Origin of the sequence: Jejuibacter sp. L23, assembly GCF_050815825.1 — a bacterium.
GTDB lineage: Bacteria > Pseudomonadota > Gammaproteobacteria > Enterobacterales > Enterobacteriaceae > Jejubacter > Jejubacter calystegiae.
The window spans coordinates 3,011,941-3,029,495 of sequence record NZ_CP138199.1 but is presented as its reverse complement, the minus strand read 5'-3'; the positions used below and the strand labels follow the sequence as shown (position 1 = coordinate 3,029,495).

The following is a 17,555-nucleotide window of genomic DNA, read 5'->3' as shown; positions in this document are numbered from 1 at the left end:
CCTTGCTGATTTAAATTCTGTATTGGTTATCATGCCGCGAGGCGTTGCGGTTGTCATCCGCAATGCCTTTGACCTGGAACCTGTTATCGAAAAAAGGGGAAGCGTAGTGAAGTTGAGATGGCTTATCGTACTGAGTGTGTTGCTGGTGGGTTGTTCGAGTAAGCCATCCCGGGTTCAACACGGGGGCTGGGAAGCGGGTCGCCCGGTTCAGGGGGCCCAGACCTGGATGCCGATTACCGAAGAGGCGGCAGAGACCTGGGGCGTCAGCCCGCGTCTGATTACCGCGATTATCGCCGTGGAATCTGGCGGTAATCCACAACTGGTCAGCCGCTCTAACGCAGTGGGGCTGATGCAGATTAAGGCGTCTACCGCCGGTCGCGAAGTCTATCGCCATGAAGGGCGAAGCGGCCAGCCATCGACCAGCGATCTTAAGGATCCGGCGCGCAATATTGATATTGGCGCGGCCTATCTGAGCATTCTGGAGAACGGCATTCTGCGCGGTATCGACAATCCGCAGACCATGGAGTACGCGCTGATCGTCTCCTACGTTAACGGTGCCGGGGCGCTGCTGCGGATATTCTCGTCGGATCGGGGGGAGGCGATTGAGCAGATTAACGACATGTCGCCGGAAGAGTTCTGGCAGTATGTGATGGATAACCATCCCTCTTCCCAGGCACCGCGCTACCTGTGGAAGGTAAAGCGGGCGATGGAAAGTGCCTGATGCTTTAAGACAACGGCCCCGGTTCGGGGCCGTTGTCTTATGGATTATCTGTGCAAAGGAAACCGACAGATTAGGTATGATGTGCCAGGGAACGAATCTCGGGGCGAACGCCCTGGGACGCGACCCATAGCTCAAACTGGGATTGCATATCGGTCCACATTTCAGCACTGGTTCCTAAAGCGGCTTCAAGGCGCAGCGCCATATCTGCACTGATACCCGCCTTACCATTGAGAATACGCGACAGCGCTGCGCGAGTTACACCCAGCGCTTCAGCAGCACTGGTCACAGAAGTATCGCCCAGGTATTCCCGAAGGACCGTGCCTGGATGCGCGGGTTTGTGCATTCTGCTCATTAGTGATAGTCCTGATAATCGACAAGAATTGCATTCTGACCTTCGAAAGTGAAGGCGAGGCGCCAGTTGCCATTGACATGGATTGACCAGTGTCCTTTAAAATCGGCCCCTTTTAATGGATGCAATCTCCATCCGGGAGCCGACATGTCCTCTGGTCGTTTTGCCGCATTTAGCGCAGTTAATTGGATCTGAAGCTTAACAGCATGTTTTGCCTGAATCCCTGCCGTAGAGCCAGTGGTAAAGAACTTCTCAATCCCTTTGTGGCGAAATGATTTTATCATTTCCCTCGTCCCTGGTGAGTCCTGTATACACTGGCTATACGCATCAGGATGATAGTGTCAATGGACTTATTGTTCATTACACCATCATCCGATTGATTAAAAATCATACCCCGCAGTTACGATCACCTGGCGCTCTTTACCCCAGTAGCAGTTGTTGGTGCCGTAACAGCCCGCCACGTAATCACGTCCCGTCAGGTTAGTGGCGTTCACCTGGAGCGAAGCGCCGCGCAGGCTGCTGCTCCATTCCCCGAGATCGGCGCGTACCATAGCATCCACCAGGGCCACTGACGGAATACGACGGGTGTTCTCGTTATCGACCCACTGCTTGCCGATATAGCGCAACCCGGCGCCAAAGCTAATGCCGTAGTCCGCGCGGTAGTGGCCCCACAGCGAAGCGAACTGATCCGGCGTGACGTATGGAGTGTTGCCGTTATTGCCGTCGATGGCGTCTTTAAAGCGTACCTTGTTCCAGGTGTAGCCAGCGATGGCAGAAAGGCGTGGGGTGATTTCGGTGCGCGCTTCCAGCTCAATGCCCTGGGAGTGCACTTTCCCTGCCGGTTCATAGTAGCTGCCCTGAATGACGCGGTTACCGACATCCTTCTGGGTCAGATCGTAGACGGCCAGGGTGTAGAGATCGCGGCTGCCCGGCGGCTGGTACTTCAGGCCCGCCTCATACTGCTGGCTGGTGGTGGGCTTCAGCAAATGGCCCTGGGCATCCGGTAGCACCTGAGGGGTGACGGCGGAACTGTAGCTGATATAGGGCGAGACGCCGTTCTGGAAGGCGTACAGCAAGGCGGCGCGGCCGCTGAAGCGATCGTCACGGCGGTTATCCACCACCCGGCTGTTATTCTCGGGCGTAACCGTGCGGCTTTTGGTTTCCAGACGGTCAAAGCGACCGGAGAGATCCAGATGCCAGCGGTTCCAGACCATCTCATCCTGCAGGTAGACGCCGGTTTGTTCATAAACCCGACGAATATTCGAACGCAGCGCGCCGGGGAGCATGGCGCCGCTGGCGTCGTAGTGCCACAGATCGGTGCCGCCATTCTCGCCGCTCCAGGGATTCAGGTTAGTGGCCGACGCGCTGTCGCTCTGAATACGATTACGGAAGCGGTGATATTCGGCGCCCAGTACCAGGGTGTGATCCACGCTACCGGTGGCGAAATCTGCCTCCAGTTGATTATCCATTGCCCAGGCGTCAAGCGAAGAGTCTTCACCGCTGTAGTAGCGGGTCAGTTCATTGTGCTGCGCATCGGCCCAGCCGAGCTGGTAAGCCTGGTTAAGTTTAACGTTGGAGTGGGTGTAGCTGCCGTTAGAGCGGAAGGCCCAGACATCGTTAAACCGGTGAGCGAATTCGTAGCTGTAGATCTGCTCGTGACGCTTAAAGGCGTCGATACCTGGCTCCACATCCGAGAAATCGGTTCCCAGCTTATGGCCGGTAGAGGAATACAGACTACCATCCGCGGGTACCGAACCGTGGAAACCGCCGGAGGGATCTTTTTCCAGATAAGCGCGTAGCACCAGCGAAGTGTCGTCATCGGGCTGCCAGAGTACCGAGGGGGCAATGGCGTAACGTTCGTCGCGGGTGTTCTGATACTGGGTATCGGTATTTTTGGTCATCCCGGTCAGACGCCACGCCCAGTTCTGATTGATGGCATCGGTATAGTCGAAGGCGGTGCCGTTGGTACTGTGATTACCGACCGTGGCGCGCAGGTGGCCTTCACGGGCGAATTGCGGGCGCTTCGAGGTCATCATCACCAGCCCGCCGGGGATGGTCTGGCCGTACAGGGCGGAAGAGGGACCGCGAATCACATCGATGCGTTCCAGGAACCAGGGATCGACCTGCAACACGTTATAGCTGCCGCCATCGCTCATCAGGCGCAGACCGTCCAGGAAGGTGTTGTTGACATCGCCGCCGTGGAAGCCGCGCAGCGCTACGGTGTCGTAGCGGGTGGCACCGCCGGCGAAGCCGGTAAAGACGCCAGGGGTGTAATTCAGCGCGCTGTTAACGTCTGCAGAGCCCTGGTCTTCCATCTGCTGGCGGGGGACCACTGAAATCGCCTGGCCGGTTTCGATGAGCGGTTTATCGGTTTTGGTGGCGCCGCGGCTGGTGGTGGCGCTGTACCCTTCGGTGGGGGTGGTGGCGGTATCCGGTGCTACGGCGCTGACCACCACGGTATCTTCGGCGCTAAACGCCGGGCCCGAGGCCAGTAGCGCCAGGGGGATAACCAGCGCGCGCCCTCTGCTATTCATTAACGTCATTATTGTTTTCCCGTCATCATCGATAAACGTTCACTTTAAAGTTAAACGCGAATTATTATCGTTGTCTTTTGCTTATTTCAAGACGTAAATGCGGATAAACAGAAGAAAAAAGCCCTTATTAATGAAAGGGCTGTGGAGAGGGATAATTTCAGACATCATCCGGCGGCGGGGGCAGGGCGCTGAATTCGTACAACAGCCCCTGAAGCTGCGCCATTTTCTCCGGGCCGAACTGACGCTCGATTTCCCGATAGCCCTGTTCCACCTGGTGGCTGGCTTCCTGATACAGCGCTTCGCCGCGCGGCGTCAGCGAGGCGAACAGTTTGCGCTGATCGCTGACCGGTTTCATGCGCCAGACCAGGCCGTCGCGCTCCAGCCGGGTCAGGATGCCGGTCAGGCTGGGGCGCAGGATGCAGGCTTCGCTGGCGAGTTGATGGAAGTCCAGCGAGCGATGCACCGCCAGAATACGGATGACGCGCCACTGCTGCTCGGTCAGGTTATGCCGGTTCAGCACCGGGCGAAACCAGCTCATGGCCGTTTCCCGCGCCTGCAACAGGGCGATGGTCAGGGATTCATGCATAACGATTTCCACAGAATAAGAGTCTGTATCCAGTATATTTTTTTCCCTTCTGGCCGCAAGGCTTGTCGGTAATACTTTCACCACCCCCTGCTGAATCATCAGGTTATTAATATATTAACTGTTAATCCGGGCGTCAGTGTTGCGATCTCTGGAGCTTTCTGAGTGTGGCCTCATTAGCGTGTTTTTACAATGATATTTCTGTTTTGTTAATTGCGTCACGCCTTTTGAAACAATATTTGAACAATAGAATGAGCCATAATAAAATCATCTCGTTAATGTATTAATGAAATGGGCTGGCGAGGAAAGGGCTCGGGATCCGGTGCCGCGATTGCCAGTGACTATCCATCGATCTTTCCGGGAGTCCCTTATGAGCGACCTGGTCTCACAGCAAGCGGGCTTTAGCGCGCTCGAGCTGCGGGTGATGAAGAAACTGTTCCGGCGTCTGATCCCCTTCCTGTTCGTGCTGTTCGTCTTCTCCTTTCTCGATCGTATTAATATCGGTTTTGCCGGTCTGACGATGGGCAAAGACCTGGGATTGAGCGCCACCATGTTCGGGTTGGCTTCTTCCCTGTTTTACGTGACCTACGTTATCTTCGGTATTCCTGGCAACATTATGCTGGGCATCGTGGGGGCCCGGCGTTGGATCGCCACTATCATGGTGCTGTGGGGAATTGCTTCCACCTGTACGATGTTTGCCACTGGTCCTGGCTCGCTATATGTACTGCGGATGATTGTCGGCATTACCGAAGCCGGTTTTCTGCCCGGGATCCTGCTCTATCTTACCTGGTGGTTTCCGGCCTGGTATCGGGCCAGAGCGAATGCGCTGTTTATGATCGCCATGCCGGTCACCATGATGCTGGGCTCGGCGGTTTCCGGCTATATTCTGGCGCTGGATGGCGTACTGAACCTGAAAGGCTGGCAGTGGCTGTTCCTGCTGGAGGGAATGCCGTCGATACTGCTGGGGATCGTGGTCTGGCACTACATGTCAGATAAACCGGCGGATGCCCGCTGGCTGACGAAGGAAGAGAAAGGGGCGCTGGAGGCGATGCTGGCCCGGGGCAGGGCCCGGAGCCGTGCAGCTCCCGTCGGGCGTTCGACCTGGCGCGAAGTGCTGACGCCCGTGGTGCTGATGTACACCCTGGCCTATTTCTGTCTGACCAATACCCTGAGCGCCATCAACATCTGGACGCCGCAGATTCTGCAAAGCTTTAACCAGGGCAGCAGCACCATTGTAATTGGCCTGCTGGCGGCGGTGCCCCAGCTGTGTACCATTATCGGGATGGTCTGGTGGAGCCGCCGTTCCGATCGCCGTCAGGAACGCAGGATCCATACTATCATTCCCTTTCTGTTTGCCGCCGTGGGCTGGCTGACGGCCTCCGCCACCGGTCACAGCCTGGTTCAGCTACTGGGTATTATTATGGCCTCGGTGGGTTCCTTTACTGCCATGGTGCTGTTCTGGACCACGCCGGATAACACCATCAGCTTTAAGGCGCGGGCGGTGGCGATTGCGGTGATTAACGCCGTGGGGAATATTGGTTCAGGGCTTAGCCCGCTGATGATCGGCATTCTGCATGATCTCACCGGCAGTTTTAGCGCCGGATTGTGGTTTATGACCGGTTTGCTGGTGGTGGGCGCGGGCGTCATGGCGCGGATACCGATGGGACAACAGGCTTCAGCAACGCCCGTCGGGGCCATGGAAAAGGGGTAAGCCGGTTCCCTCTCCCCTTTGGGGAGAGGGTTAGGGGAGGGGATTACTGCTCTGCCGGTTGTGGGGCGCTGGCCTTTTCAGCCGGTTGCGAATTTGCCGACACGTTCGGAGCGGCGTGTCCCGGACGCTGAGACGGCACGTTATCACAAGGCTTGTCGCTGGCGCACAGCTGGTCCAACAGCTTCAGCGTCACGCCATTGGTCCAGCCGAAACCATCCTGTAACGGATATTCACCGCCACCACCGCCTGCCCCCTGGCCGGTAACATCATACTTCTCGACCAGCTTCTGTTCCGCGTTATAGATGCGCTGCACATTGCTCAGGAAGCGCCAGCGGATGTCACCCGCCAGTTCATCCTGACCGTAGTGTTTCAGCCCTTCGACGGCCACCCACTGCAACGGCGCCCAGCCGTTAGGCGCATCCCACTGCTGCCCTGAATTTACGTCCGTGGTCAGCAGGCCGCCCTCTTTCAGAAGGCTGCCACGCACTGCGGTAGCCACCTTCGCGGCCCGCTCTTTATTAGACGCCTGGACATAGAGCGGGAACAGTGCGGCGGCGGTTAGCTGGCTGCGCACCCGATGGTGCTGCAGATCGTAATCCGCATACCAGCCGTTCTTGCTGTTCCACATATGTTTCTCAATGGCCTGCTGGCGCTGGCTGGCAAGACTGGCATAGCGTTTCGCTTCTTCAGCATTACCAGCCGCTTCGCTGGCGCGCGCCAGGGTCTTCTCCAGGTGATACATCAGCGCGTTAAGATCCACCGGTGCGATGCTGGTGGTACGAATGGTGGAGAGTTTTTTGGGGTCATCCATCCAGCGCGAGCTAAAGTCCCAGCCAGAGGCTGCGGCAGCCCGCAGATCGCGATAAATCTGTGCCGCCTTGCGATCCGGATTGCTCTTCGCGGTGGTTACGTCGTCCAGCCAGGATTCGGGGCGCGGCGTATCCTTATCATCCCAGTAGCGGTTCAGCAGCGCGCCGTCGCGCAGTTTCACCACCCGTCCTTTGGCGTCGCCCTTATCAAGGGTATCGCTGCCCGCCATCCAGTACTGATACTCCTTCTTCATCTGGGGCAGGTATTTGGTCAGCGCTTCGCCGTTATCGTGGCTGGCCAGCAGCTCCACCATCATGGCGAAGAAGGGCGGCTGGGAGCGGCTCAGATAGTAGCTGCGGTTGCCGTTAGGAATATGGCCCCAGGTGTCTATCTCGTAAGCGAAGTTATCCACCATATCCTGGACTTTATCCCAGTTGCCGCTTTCGGCCAGCCCCAGCATGGTGAAGTAGCTGTCCCAGTAATAGACTTCGCGGAAGCGGCCGCCGGGTACGACGTAAGGTTTGGGCAGCGTCAACAGTGAATCCCATTCGCCGGTACTTTTCCCGGTGCGGGTCAGCACTGGCCACAGGCCGTCGATATGTTCGCGCAGGCTCTGGTCGGCAGGAGGCACATATTTTTCGCCCGCTTTGGGCAGCACGAAGTTCACCTCCACAAAGTGGCGTAGATCGAAACCGGACTGATTACGCTGCATACGATAGTCGGCGAGGATCATTAACGGATCGCTGCGCGGTACGGCGTCGGCGAAGGTTTTCTGATCGGGAAACAGTTTCGCGCTTTGTACGGCGGTGAACAGCGGGCCCAGAAGCGCATCCGGCGACTGAGGCGCGGGTCTGGCGGCCACGCTCTGTTCGGCATCGGCAGCAATGGCCTGGGGCATTAGCGAGACAAAAGCGCCACCCAGCGCCAGCTGGATGGCCAGTAACAGAGTACGGGGACGGCGAAAATCAGATTTTGCCATGCATTATTCTCCTTATTCTCCATGCTCCCGGGCCACTGCCGGGATAGAGGCGATCAACCCTATGAAAACCTTAGCCGAATTTTTAGCGCAGCGGGGGGCCGAACTCACGATTAGTGAATTTTTTCGGACAATAAGAGCAGTGTCGTCTGAGGGGGCTGTTTTTTGAGCGTCGCAGTCCGGGCATAAACAGAGCCATGTGTATCTGTCAGGGCTACAGGGAGAGTGGTATAAAGAGAGCCGCACCGCTGATACTCTGCGGCTGATTTTAAGGGGAGGAAAAGCGCGATGATGATAAATGCTTACAGCCTGCGAGCTTTTACAGCACAGGTTGCAGGCGGCAATCTTGCCGGTGTCGTTATTGATACGGAAAAACTCACCGAGGCGGATATGCTACATATCGCACATCAGTTGGGATTTTCCGAGACGGCCTGCTTATTCACCTGTGAAGATGCTGATTATCACATTCGCTACTTTACACCTGCGGAAGAAGTCGATATTTGCGGCCATGCGACCGTGGCTTTGTTCACTTATCTTTATCAGAAAAAAGAGATTACGGCGGGCGATTACACCATAAAGACCGGGATCGGGATTCTGAGTGTACAAGTCAGAAATAACGGGCAAATTTTTTTACAGCAGGCAGCACCGCAATTTCTGGATATTTTATCACCGGCTGAAATTGCCGACTCACTGAATACAGACAGGGCCGTATTCAGCCATGACCTGCCGGTCCAAATTGTCTCCACGGGGTTAAAGGATATTTTAATCCCGGTGCGTTCATTCAATGCGCTGGCTGAAATTAAGCCCGACCTTGATAAGGTTGCGGCAATCAGCAGAAAGTATCAGGTTACCGGCTATCACCTCTTTACCACCGAAACGCTGTCGCCTTCTGCGGCGGCCCATTGCCGAAATCTGGCGCCGCTTTATGATATTCCGGAAGAGTGTGCCACAGGCACTTCTAATGCGGCTTTAGCCTGTTATCTGGTCAAATACCTGCCAGATTACCAGCGACAGGAAAAACAGACATTGCTGTTCGAGCAGGGTTATTCCATGGGGCTGCCTTCTGAAATACTCGCTGAATTGACGCAATCCGCAGGGCGTATAGTGACGATATTTGTGGGCGGCCGGGCGGAATATCAGGAAATGATAACCATCGAATTGTCATAACGAAGGATGGCCGCAACGCGCGGCCATTTTTGTACCCGATCAGGCTAACCCTTCGACAATCACAATTTGCGCTTCGGCAACGCCAGCGCGTTGGGCCTTCGCCCGCTGGTAGGCGTCGGACTGGTAGCAGGCCAGCGCGCTCTGATAATCGTCGAACTCAATCAGCACGTGCTTCACAAAGTGCTGGCCTTCCAGAGTCGAGGCTTCACCGCCCCGGGCCAGAAAGCGGGCGTTAAAAGCCTGAAAGGCTTCAGGCGCCAGATCCATATAGTGGCGGTACTGCTCGGGGTCGTGCACGGTCACGTGGGCAATCCAGTAGGCGGACATGTTTACTCCTGCTGTTCCAGAATCTGGCGGGCAAGACTTGATGCTTCGCGCAGATGTTCAATGACTTCCTGGCGGGCGCGTTGGGCATCGTTCTGATCGATGGCGCGCCAGATGCGCGTCATGCGTTCAAAACCGGCCACCTGGCGCTCGCGGGTCTTCAGGGTCAGCGTGCGCAGTCGGCTGATGCGGCTGTTAAGACGCTGGACGATCTCCCAGGCGATGGTATGCCCGGCTATGTGAAACAGTTGTTCATAAAAGGCGAGAGAAGCTTCAATGCGGTGGATATCGTCGCTGGCGCCGGATACGCTGTCTATTTGCAACAGTCGGTCATAGAGCCGCTTTTTATCCTGTTCGGTGGCGCGCAGGGCGCAGTCGTGGGCGGCCTCCTGTTCGAGCAGCATGCGGATGTTGTAGATCTGTTCAGCTACCTCCCAGGTCAGAATGGCGACGATAGGGCCCTTTTTGGGGATGATCTCGATTAATCCTTCTGCTTCGAGATAGCGAATCACCTCGCGTACCACGCTGCGGCTGACGCCGAGCTCATCGCTCAGGTTGCGCTCCACCAGCCGGTCTCCCGCCTTAAAATAGCCGACGACGATGGCCTGGCGAATTTTGGTTAGCGCAAGCTCACGAAGGGTAGGCGTGCTCTCTATTTTCAGTGACTGGCTCTGAATCATTATTTTCTCCATGCTGAGCCGTTAAACATCGTGATGAAATAGCGCCAGTTCTTCCTGTTCATGGCTACTATTAACATCCTTTTACACGGGATGGCAACGCCGCCCCGGCAGAGGGGCTGAGGCACCGGCGTCGGTTCCCGGCTAAATTCGGCACGGCTCACAAAATTCAATATTGCGCTAAAAATTGTTGCCGTCGTCTGTCAGCCGCGTCGTAACGGCACTCTACCGTTTTGTCATTTCCACATAAATAGCAGTGCTTCTCTGTTCGCCCGTGCTGAAGATTCGTACCGGGTTGAAATGAAAAATCCTTTTAAATCAAGATTATTAATCTGTCTTTAACACGCTGGTCGTGGTTGTTACCACTCCGTATTTGGTGTGTTGTCTTATGGTATACCAAGTTTTGACATTCCGTAATACGCAATGCTATACCGTTTGCGACATTTGATTAACATTTGATCTACATCTCAGAGGGTATTGTTATGCATCCGGATATTCGTAAGACCTTTGTTGCCACCGAGACTACCTGGGTCGACGGTGGTCGGGCCGCGGCCGAGCCGCTGGTGATGATCGCGGCGGCAGCCGTGGTGAAGAATCCCTGGGCCGGGGAGGGCTTCGTTGAGGATCTGGCGCCGAAAATCCGCGAGATGGGACCGGTACTGGGGGAATTACTGACCGGCATGATCATCAAAGAGGCTGGTTCCGGCGAGAAGGTCCAGGCCTTTGGTAAGAGCGCAGTGGTGGGGTTGAACGGCGAGCTGGAGCACGCCTCGGCGCTGATCCACACCCTGCACTTCGGCAACCACTACCGTTCGGCGGTAGAGGGCAAAAGCTACCTTGCGTTTAACAACACCCGGGGTCCGGCGGCATCGCCGATTCTGCTCCCGATGATGGGTAAAAACGACGAAGGCAGTCGCGAACACTACCTGACTTTCCAGTTCAACATTAGCGATGCGCCGTTCAGCGATGAAATCGTGGTGGCTCTGGGCGCGGCGCTGGGGGGCAGACCTCATCACCGTATCGGTAACCGTTATCTCGACTTAAAAGAGTTAGGCCATGATCCGAAAAACCCTGCGGCTGTCTGAGCCGAATCTGCGCGTCGGCTACCTGGAAGCGGGCCAGGGCGCGCCGCTGGTGCTGATTCACGGCGTGGGTATGAATGCCGATGCCTGGTATCCGCAGCTCGAAGCCCTGAGTCGCCGCTACCGGGTGATTGCGCTGGATATGCCCGGCCATGGCGAAAGCGAAGGTTTCCATCAGACGCCCGCGCTTGAGGATTATGTCCACTGGGCCGGCGCCGCAATTCGCAGCCTGGTTCAGGGGCCCTGTGCCGTCGCGGGCCACTCCATGGGGGCGCTGATCGCCGCCGGACTGGCCATTGAATATCCGCAGTGGATTAGCCATGCGATTGTTATCAGCGGCGTATTTCGTCGCGATCCGGCGGCCCGCAAGGCGGTGCTTTCCCGGGCGCTGGAGCTGGCTAACGGCGGAGGCCAGACCGATGCGCCGCTGGCGCGCTGGTTTAGCGATGCCCCCCGGGAGCAGGTGCTGCGCCGCCAGGTCGGCGAATGGCTGCACCAGGTCGACAGACAGGGCTACGCCCGGGCCTATCAGGCCTTTGCCGACGGCGACAGCACCTATGCCGGTCGCTGGGGCGAGATCGGCTGCCCGGTACTGGTGATGACCGGCGAGTACGACGCCAACTCCAGCCCGGCCATGGCGCACCAGATGGCGCAGGCCACCCCCGGCGCCCGGGCAGTGATTGTGAAAAACGCCCGTCATATGCTGAGCCTGACCGATCCTCAGCCGGTGAATGACGAGATTCTGACTTTTCTTGGCGCGCCACATCAGAGTGGACGTGCCGGACAACAGTATGAAGGAGTGACAGATGGACGCGGATAAGCGCAGACAACTACGCGACGCCTTCGGCGCCTTTATGACCGGGGTGACGGTGGTCACTACCGTTAATAAAGCGCAGCAGCCCATTGGTTTTACGGCTAACTCATTTTCATCGGTTTCTCTCGATCCGCCGCTGCTGCTGGTGAGCATCGATAATCGTTCGGCCAACCTGAGCCATTTTGCCGAAGGTGAACGCTTCGCCATCAATATTCTTTCCGAACAGCAAAAAGAGGTGTCGGGCCGCTTCGCCCGCCCGGGCGAGGACCGTTTCGCCGCCACGGCGTGGCGCAAGGGGGAGCACGGCACGCCGCTTATCGACGGCTGTTCGGCCTGGTTTGAGTGCGCCCGCTGGCAGACCATCAGCGCTGGCGATCACCAGATCCTGATTGGCGAGGTACTGGCCTTCGATTCCTGCGGTACGGCAGGGCTGGGCTACTATCGCGGCGCTTACTTCACACCGGCCCAAAACGCTGAAAACCTGGCGGCAGGCCCGGAAGTGGTGGTCAGCGCGCTGATTGAAGCCAGCGGCCAGGCCGTGATGGTGAAGCAGCAGGATGGCCGCTACCGCCTGCCGTCGCGATCTGTGGCAGGGGGCAGCGTGGGTGAAAGCCTGGAAGCGCTGCTGAAAGAGCTGGATGTTCCGGCGAATCCAGGGCTGGTCTACTCGGTCTATAACGATCGCCAGCGCAACCAGCAGCATATCGTCCTGCACTGCGCGTTGCCGGTCGGTTCAACGCTGAACCCGCCCGCACAGCCAGGCTGTGAGTGGGTGGCGCTGCCGGTGATTCCGGATCTGCCGGTTCAGGATTTTGCCCTGAAATCGCTACTCAACCGCTTTGTACGCGAGAGCGCCATGGGCAACTACGGACTCTATTACGGCGACGAGCAGCGCGGGTCCATTAAGCAATTTGCTGTCTGACGGTAAACGGGAGAGCGTTATGAAACTGTCTTTATTTGTCCATATGGAGCGCACCTCTGCCGAAACGCCGCAGCGTCAGCTCTATGACGAAATGATTGAGCTGTGCGAGATGGCGGATAAAGGGGGCATGCACGCGGTATGGACCGGTGAACACCATGCGATGAACTTCACCATCGCCCCCAATCCTTTTATCAACCTGGCGGATCTGGCGCGCCGCACCTCCCGGGTACGACTGGGCACTGGCACCATAGTGGCGCCGTTCAACCATCCGATCCGCCTGGCGGGCGAGGCGGCGATGACCGATATCGTCACCGACGGGCGGCTGGAACTGGGTATCGCCCGCGGTGCTTATATGTATGAATACGAGCGCATGCTGCCAGGGTTGACCGCCTGGGACGCCGGGCAGCGGATGCGCGAACTGATTCCGGCGGTGAAAAAGCTGTGGGAAGGCGATTACGCCCACGACGGTGAATTCTGGTCGTTCCCTTCCAGCACTTCAGCACCGTTACCTCAGCAGCAGCCTCATCCGCCCATCTGGGTGGCGGCCAGGGACCCAAACAGCCATGAGTTTGCGGTGAAAAACGGCTGTAACGTGCAGGTCACACCGCTCAGCCAGGGTGAGGAGGAGATAGAACGCCTGGTCAGTTGCTTTAAAGAGGCCAGGGCGCAGTTCGCCCCGGAGCAACCCCTGAAAATCATGCTGCTACAGCACGGCTACGTGGCGGAAGATGAAGCGGATGCCCAACAGGCGGCCCGGGAGCTTAACCGCTTCTATAACTACTTCGGCGCCTGGTTTAAGAATGAACGCCCGGTTAGCCAGGGGCTGATTGAGCCGCTGAGCGAGGAAGAGATCGCCGCCAATGCTTTCTTCACGCCGGAGATGATGCGTAATAACCTGGCCATCGGTACGCCGAACGAGGTCATTACCCGTCTGAAGCACTACAAGGATCTGGGTTACGACGAGTTCGCTTTCTGGATCGACAGCGGCATGTCGTTCGAGCGCAAAAAAGCGTCGCTGGAACGCTTTATCCATTCGGTATTACCGGAATTCCACTAACAGAGAGGCGGCGATGGAAACCTTCAAACTCTATATCGATGGCCGCTTTGAAGCGGGAGCGGCGCGCTTCCTCTCTCGTAATCCGGCCACCGGAGAACCCTGGGCCGAAATGCCGGAAGCGCGCGGCGACGAGGTGAATCGCGCCGTCATGGCCGCGCAGCGCGCCTTCAACGATCCGGCCTGGCGCGGGCTGACTGCGGGCGGGCGCGGCAAACTGCTGCTGCGGCTGGCCGATCTACTGGAAGCCAACGCCGACGAACTGGCGCGTCTGGAAACCCTGGATACTGGCAAGATTATTCGCGAAACCCGCGCTCAGATTGCCTATATCGCCGAATATTACCGCTACTACGCAGGGTTGGCGGATAAGATCGAAGGCCGGGTGCTGGCTATCGACAAGCCGGATATGGAAAGCTGGATCCGCCGCGAGCCGGTGGGAGTGGTCGCTGCGATTGTCCCCTGGAACAGTCAGCTATTTCTGTCGGCAGTCAAACTGGGACCGGCGCTGGCTGCGGGCTGTACGGTGGTGCTGAAGGCATCGGAAGAGGCGCCAGCTCCGCTGCTGGCCTTTGCCCGGGTTATTGACCAGGCCGGTTTTCCGCCCGGCGTGGTCAATGTGATCACCGGCTTTGCCGCTGAATGTGGCGCGCTGCTGAGCGCCCATCCGGCAGTGGACCACATCGCCTTTACCGGCGGGCCGGAGACCGCGCGCCATATCGTGCGCAACAGCGCAGAGAACCTGGCACGCACCTCGCTGGAGCTGGGGGGCAAGTCGCCGTTTATCGTGTTCGACGACGCGAATCTGGAAAGCGCCGCCAACGCGCAGGTGGCCGGTATTTTTGCCGCTTCCGGCCAGAGCTGCGTGGCGGGTTCACGCCTGCTGGTGGCGGACAGTATTAAGGAACGCTTCCTGGCGCTGCTGACCCGTAAGGCGGAAGCCATCCGCATTGGCGCCCCGGAAGATCCCGAAACCCAGTTCGGGCCGCTGTGTACCGCCCGTCAGAAACAGCGGATTGAAGAGGTGGTCGGCAAGTCTCTGGAACAGGGGGCACGGCTGGTGACCGGTCATTATGCGCTGGAGCAGGGCGGTCACTACTATCCGCCGACCATCCTGGATTGCGATGGACATCCCGATGCGGCCTGCCTGCGCACCGAACTGTTCGGACCGGTGCTGTCGGTACAGTCGTTCCGGGACGAAGCCGAAGCGATACGGCTGGCCAACGACAGCGCCTATGGCCTGGCCGCAGGCGTCTTTACCCGGGATCTGGCCCGGGCCCACCGGGTGACCGGGGTGTTGCGGGCCGGTGTGGTCTGGCTGAATACCTACCGGGCTATCTCGCCCATGGCGCCGTTCGGCGGCTATGGCGAATCCGGCTCCGGCCGGGAAGGGGGCATCAGCGCCGCGCTGGAGTACACCACCACCCGCACCGTGTGGCTACGCACCAGCGATGAGCCCATCGACGATCCCTTTGTGATGCGTTAACCGAAGTCGCGGCGCCGGTTCACGGCGCCGCTAACAGGAAATCCGTAACCCGCAGTTCAGGCGAGCCATGGCGCGCCGGGTCTGCTACGGCCTTTTGTCAGGGAAAACACCGCGAACCTGTACCCATTTCTTTCCCGGAGGAGGCGACCATGCAAGCCCGGAAAGCGTTTATTGAAAATAAGTCTATCGACTATGTGCCCGCCGCCGAGCGGCACGGTCACCCCCGCAGCCTGTTTACACTCTGGTTCTGCACCAATATTGCGCCGCTGGCGGTGGTGACCGGCGCCGCCGCCACGCTGACGTTTCACCTTAACGTGTTGTCGGCGATAACGGCTATCGTGGCGGGTCATCTGTTCGGCGGTCTGTTTCTGGGGCTCACTTCCGCTCAGGGTCCCCGTGCCGGGATACCGCAGATGGTTCAGAGCCGGGCCCAGTTTGGGCGCTATGGGTCGCTGCTGGTGATTGCGTTTGCCTCGGTCATCTACCTGGGCTTTTTTATCTCGAATATCACGCTTTCCGGCCGGGTGATCCATAACGTACTGCCGTCGATCGGTATTACCAGCGCCACGCTGTGCGGCGCCGCGGCCGCTACCTTTATCGGCGCGGTCGGGTATCACTTTATTCACCGTCTTAACCGTATTGGCGCCTGGGTGATGGGAGCGGCGCTGCTGGCGGGGCTGGCGATGATCTACAGCCATCCGCTGCCCGCGGATTTCTGGGCGCGCGGCAGTTTTACGCTTTCCGGCTGGTTCGCCACCTTCTGTCTGGGGGCGGTATGGCAGATTAGCTTCTCGCCTTATACCTCTGACTATTCGCGCTATCTGCCGGAAGATTGCGGGGTACTGAAACCGTTTTTGTATACCTGGCTCGGCGCCTGCTGCGGCACTATCCTGGCGTTTCTGTTCGGTATGTCGGCAGTCAGCGTCACCGGCGGCAGCGACGCCATGGACGCGGTGCGCCAGGCCACCGGCTGGCTGGGTCCGCTACTGATGGTGCTGTTTCTGCTGAATATCATCTGTCATAACGCCATGAATCTCTACGGTGCGGTGCTGTCGCTGATCACCGCGGTACAGACCTTTGTACCGGACTGGCGGCCATCGGCCCGCGGGCGGCTGCTGTGCTCCGCGGTGGTGCTGGTGGGCTCGGTGCTGGTGGCGCTGGCGGCTTCATCCAACTTTGTGAACCTGTTCCTGAATCTGATTCTGGCGCTGATCTCGGTACTGGTGCCCTGGGCGATGATCAATCTGATCGACTTCTACCTGATCCACGGTCAGCGCTACGATGTGGAATCGATCTTCCGGGCCGACGGCGGTCGCTATGGGCGGGTAAACCGTAAGGCGCTGGGCATTTACGCCTTCGGTATCCTGGTGCAGTTGCCCTTTATGAAGAACGCCTTTTTCACTGGCCCTTATTCCGGACTGGTGCCGGGCACCGATATTTCGTGGATTATCAGTATGGCGGCTATTGCGATCGCCTGGCCGCTGTTTAACGGTCGTGCCGAACTGTGGTGGATCCGGGCGCAGCGGGAATAACGGGATTGGGGGAGGAAATATTTTCCTCCCCTGGTTTACGCGTCGCAACCGCTAATTGGCCGCATGCCTGTGCTATATTCCGAAACCTGGAGAGGTGGATCGGGAATCAAGACAATATGTCCAGGAAAGAGATAATAACGGATTTGGTTATTTGTGGTATGGTCGTGGCGGCCATGTATTACGGCCATATCTATATCGCGTTCTGTATTCTTTTTGGTCTGGGGATTATCCGACTGGCGCCGCTGCGTGGGGCGATCTTCAGCTTTCTGAAAAATGCGTATGTCCTCAAATTTTATAATGTGGTGATTTGGTTTTTTTCTTATCTGATCGCTTTGAAAATACTGAGTTTTGCCAGCGGCGTCAGCGAAGATAATTTGAAATATTCCCCCGCAATATTGGGAGTGCCTGTTTCGGTGCTTCTGGTTTGGGCACTGATTATGCTGGCCTCTGCGCTGTCGGGTATGATTGTTTCAGTCTATAGCCAGTTTTCTCCTGTTATTCCCGGTGGCATGAAGCAGTCCATTGAGTCCTCAGGTTTTATGTTGTTACTGCGGCGTGGCATTTATCTGATGATACTCACGGCGCCATTACCTGTCCTGGCGGTATTTTCCACTCCCTGGATTGCCCGGGTGGCTCTGCTGGCGGATGCCTCCTTTATTTCCCCCTGCGGACCAAAAGCGGCAGACCGTATGTATTTAAAAATCAATGATACCCAGTGCTACCGGTTTACGCTGGATCGATATCTGTTAACCCGTGATCCTGTTATTCAGGAGATGAAATCCGCTAAATAATGCCGGACGCGCTGTCCGGCACCGT

At 57.7% G+C, this 17,555-nt stretch carries 17 protein-coding genes; 10 read left to right on the top strand and 7 right to left on the bottom strand.

Annotation, left to right across the window (positions count from 1 at the left end; genetic code table 11):
• Nucleotides 1-106: 106 nt before the first annotated feature.
• A complete protein-coding gene (gene emtA / locus SCU88_RS14045) occupies nt 107-721 on the top strand; it encodes a membrane-bound lytic murein transglycosylase EmtA (protein ID WP_175341729.1) in 615 nt (204 codons plus the stop codon).
• A 70-nt stretch (nt 722-791) separates the two neighbouring features.
• Here emtA and SCU88_RS14040 read toward each other — a convergent pair whose 3' ends face one another.
• From SCU88_RS14040 to hpaR, 4 genes are all read right to left on the bottom strand, one after another.
• Nucleotides 792-1,073, bottom strand: a complete 282-nt coding sequence (locus SCU88_RS14040) for a HigA family addiction module antitoxin (protein ID WP_175341728.1) — start codon at nt 1,071-1,073, stop codon at nt 792-794.
• A complete protein-coding gene (locus SCU88_RS14035) occupies nt 1,073-1,354 on the bottom strand; it encodes a type II toxin-antitoxin system RelE/ParE family toxin (protein ID WP_175341727.1) in 282 nt (93 codons plus the stop codon). Before SCU88_RS14035 ends, SCU88_RS14040 begins: the two co-directional genes overlap by 1 nt.
• Before the next feature lie 96 nt (nt 1,355-1,450).
• Nucleotides 1,451-3,604 (bottom strand): TonB-dependent siderophore receptor, encoded by a 2,154-nt coding sequence (locus SCU88_RS14030; RefSeq protein ID WP_431810170.1) that lies wholly within the window; start codon nt 3,602-3,604, stop codon nt 1,451-1,453.
• A 157-nt stretch (nt 3,605-3,761) separates the two neighbouring features.
• Complete coding sequence (gene hpaR, locus SCU88_RS14025) at nt 3,762-4,190, bottom strand: homoprotocatechuate degradation operon regulator HpaR (RefSeq protein WP_138097835.1); 429 nt, start codon at nt 4,188-4,190, stop codon at nt 3,762-3,764.
• A 367-nt stretch (nt 4,191-4,557) separates the two neighbouring features.
• On the opposite strand from hpaR, the gene hpaX reads away from it, so the two are divergent.
• On the top strand, nt 4,558-5,898 hold the full coding sequence (hpaX, locus tag SCU88_RS14020) for a 4-hydroxyphenylacetate permease (RefSeq protein WP_175341725.1): 1,341 nt from the start codon (nt 4,558-4,560) through the stop codon (nt 5,896-5,898).
• A 43-nt stretch (nt 5,899-5,941) separates the two neighbouring features.
• Here hpaX and treA read toward each other — a convergent pair whose 3' ends face one another.
• A complete protein-coding gene (treA, locus tag SCU88_RS14015) occupies nt 5,942-7,687 on the bottom strand; it encodes an alpha,alpha-trehalase TreA (RefSeq protein WP_175341724.1) in 1,746 nt (581 codons plus the stop codon).
• A gap of 285 nt (nt 7,688-7,972) precedes the next feature.
• Here treA and SCU88_RS14010 point away from each other — a divergent pair, with 285 nt between their 5' ends.
• A complete protein-coding gene (locus tag SCU88_RS14010; RefSeq protein ID WP_431810014.1) occupies nt 7,973-8,851 on the top strand; it encodes a PhzF family phenazine biosynthesis protein in 879 nt (292 codons plus the stop codon).
• Nucleotides 8,852-8,890: 39 nt separating this feature from the next.
• Here SCU88_RS14010 and SCU88_RS14005 read toward each other — a convergent pair whose 3' ends face one another.
• On the bottom strand, nt 8,891-9,178 hold the full coding sequence (locus tag SCU88_RS14005; RefSeq protein WP_175341723.1) for a DUF1330 domain-containing protein: 288 nt from the start codon (nt 9,176-9,178) through the stop codon (nt 8,891-8,893).
• Between the two features lie 2 nt (nt 9,179-9,180).
• The gene (locus SCU88_RS14000; RefSeq protein ID WP_138097829.1) at nt 9,181-9,855 is read right to left on the bottom strand and encodes a GntR family transcriptional regulator; all 675 of its coding nucleotides are present in this window, start codon (nt 9,853-9,855) and stop codon (nt 9,181-9,183) included.
• Nucleotides 9,856-10,334: 479 nt separating this feature from the next.
• Here SCU88_RS14000 and SCU88_RS13995 point away from each other — a divergent pair, with 479 nt between their 5' ends.
• From SCU88_RS13995 to SCU88_RS13965, 7 genes are all read left to right on the top strand, one after another.
• The gene (locus SCU88_RS13995; protein ID WP_175341722.1) at nt 10,335-10,937 is read left to right on the top strand and encodes an amino acid synthesis family protein; all 603 of its coding nucleotides are present in this window, start codon (nt 10,335-10,337) and stop codon (nt 10,935-10,937) included.
• Entirely contained in the window at nt 10,909-11,754 is an 846-nt protein-coding gene (locus SCU88_RS13990) for an alpha/beta fold hydrolase (RefSeq protein WP_175341721.1), read from the top strand. The genes SCU88_RS13995 and SCU88_RS13990 overlap by 29 nt, the downstream gene beginning before the upstream one ends.
• A complete protein-coding gene (locus SCU88_RS13985) occupies nt 11,741-12,670 on the top strand; it encodes a flavin reductase family protein (protein ID WP_431810013.1) in 930 nt (309 codons plus the stop codon). The genes SCU88_RS13990 and SCU88_RS13985 overlap by 14 nt, the downstream gene beginning before the upstream one ends.
• A 19-nt stretch (nt 12,671-12,689) precedes the next feature.
• Nucleotides 12,690-13,727 carry an LLM class flavin-dependent oxidoreductase gene (locus SCU88_RS13980; RefSeq protein ID WP_175341720.1) on the top strand — a complete coding sequence of 346 codons (1,038 nt, stop codon included), beginning with the start codon at nt 12,690-12,692 and terminating at the stop codon, nt 13,725-13,727.
• A gap of 13 nt (nt 13,728-13,740) precedes the next feature.
• A complete protein-coding gene (locus SCU88_RS13975; RefSeq protein ID WP_175341719.1) occupies nt 13,741-15,207 on the top strand; it encodes an aldehyde dehydrogenase family protein in 1,467 nt (488 codons plus the stop codon).
• Between the two features lie 149 nt (nt 15,208-15,356).
• Entirely contained in the window at nt 15,357-16,739 is a 1,383-nt protein-coding gene (locus SCU88_RS13970) for a cytosine permease (protein ID WP_175341718.1), read from the top strand.
• A gap of 116 nt (nt 16,740-16,855) precedes the next feature.
• A complete protein-coding gene (locus tag SCU88_RS13965; RefSeq protein WP_175341717.1) occupies nt 16,856-17,530 on the top strand; it encodes a hypothetical protein in 675 nt (224 codons plus the stop codon).
• Nucleotides 17,531-17,555: the final 25 nt, after the last annotated feature.

Coding starts and splice junctions, on each gene's coding strand:
- SCU88_RS14040 (WP_175341728.1), bottom strand. CDS start 1,073: ATGAGCAGAATGCACAAACCCGCGCATCCAGGCACGGTCCTTCGGGAA.
- SCU88_RS14035 (WP_175341727.1), bottom strand. CDS start 1,354: ATGATAAAATCATTTCGCCACAAAGGGATTGAGAAGTTCTTTACCACT.
- SCU88_RS14030 (WP_431810170.1), bottom strand. CDS start 3,604: ATGAATAGCAGAGGGCGCGCGCTGGTTATCCCCCTGGCGCTACTGGCC.
- hpaR (WP_138097835.1), bottom strand. CDS start 4,190: ATGCATGAATCCCTGACCATCGCCCTGTTGCAGGCGCGGGAAACGGCC.
- hpaX (WP_175341725.1), top strand. CDS start 4,558: ATGAGCGACCTGGTCTCACAGCAAGCGGGCTTTAGCGCGCTCGAGCTG.
- treA (WP_175341724.1), bottom strand. CDS start 7,687: ATGGCAAAATCTGATTTTCGCCGTCCCCGTACTCTGTTACTGGCCATC.
- SCU88_RS14010 (WP_431810014.1), top strand. CDS start 7,973: ATGATGATAAATGCTTACAGCCTGCGAGCTTTTACAGCACAGGTTGCA.
- SCU88_RS14005 (WP_175341723.1), bottom strand. CDS start 9,178: ATGTCCGCCTACTGGATTGCCCACGTGACCGTGCACGACCCCGAGCAG.
- SCU88_RS14000 (WP_138097829.1), bottom strand. CDS start 9,855: ATGATTCAGAGCCAGTCACTGAAAATAGAGAGCACGCCTACCCTTCGT.
- SCU88_RS13995 (WP_175341722.1), top strand. CDS start 10,335: ATGCATCCGGATATTCGTAAGACCTTTGTTGCCACCGAGACTACCTGG.
- SCU88_RS13990 (WP_175341721.1), top strand. CDS start 10,909: ATGATCCGAAAAACCCTGCGGCTGTCTGAGCCGAATCTGCGCGTCGGC.
- SCU88_RS13985 (WP_431810013.1), top strand. CDS start 11,741: ATGGACGCGGATAAGCGCAGACAACTACGCGACGCCTTCGGCGCCTTT.
- SCU88_RS13980 (WP_175341720.1), top strand. CDS start 12,690: ATGAAACTGTCTTTATTTGTCCATATGGAGCGCACCTCTGCCGAAACG.
- SCU88_RS13975 (WP_175341719.1), top strand. CDS start 13,741: ATGGAAACCTTCAAACTCTATATCGATGGCCGCTTTGAAGCGGGAGCG.
- SCU88_RS13970 (WP_175341718.1), top strand. CDS start 15,357: ATGCAAGCCCGGAAAGCGTTTATTGAAAATAAGTCTATCGACTATGTG.
- SCU88_RS13965 (WP_175341717.1), top strand. CDS start 16,856: ATGTCCAGGAAAGAGATAATAACGGATTTGGTTATTTGTGGTATGGTC.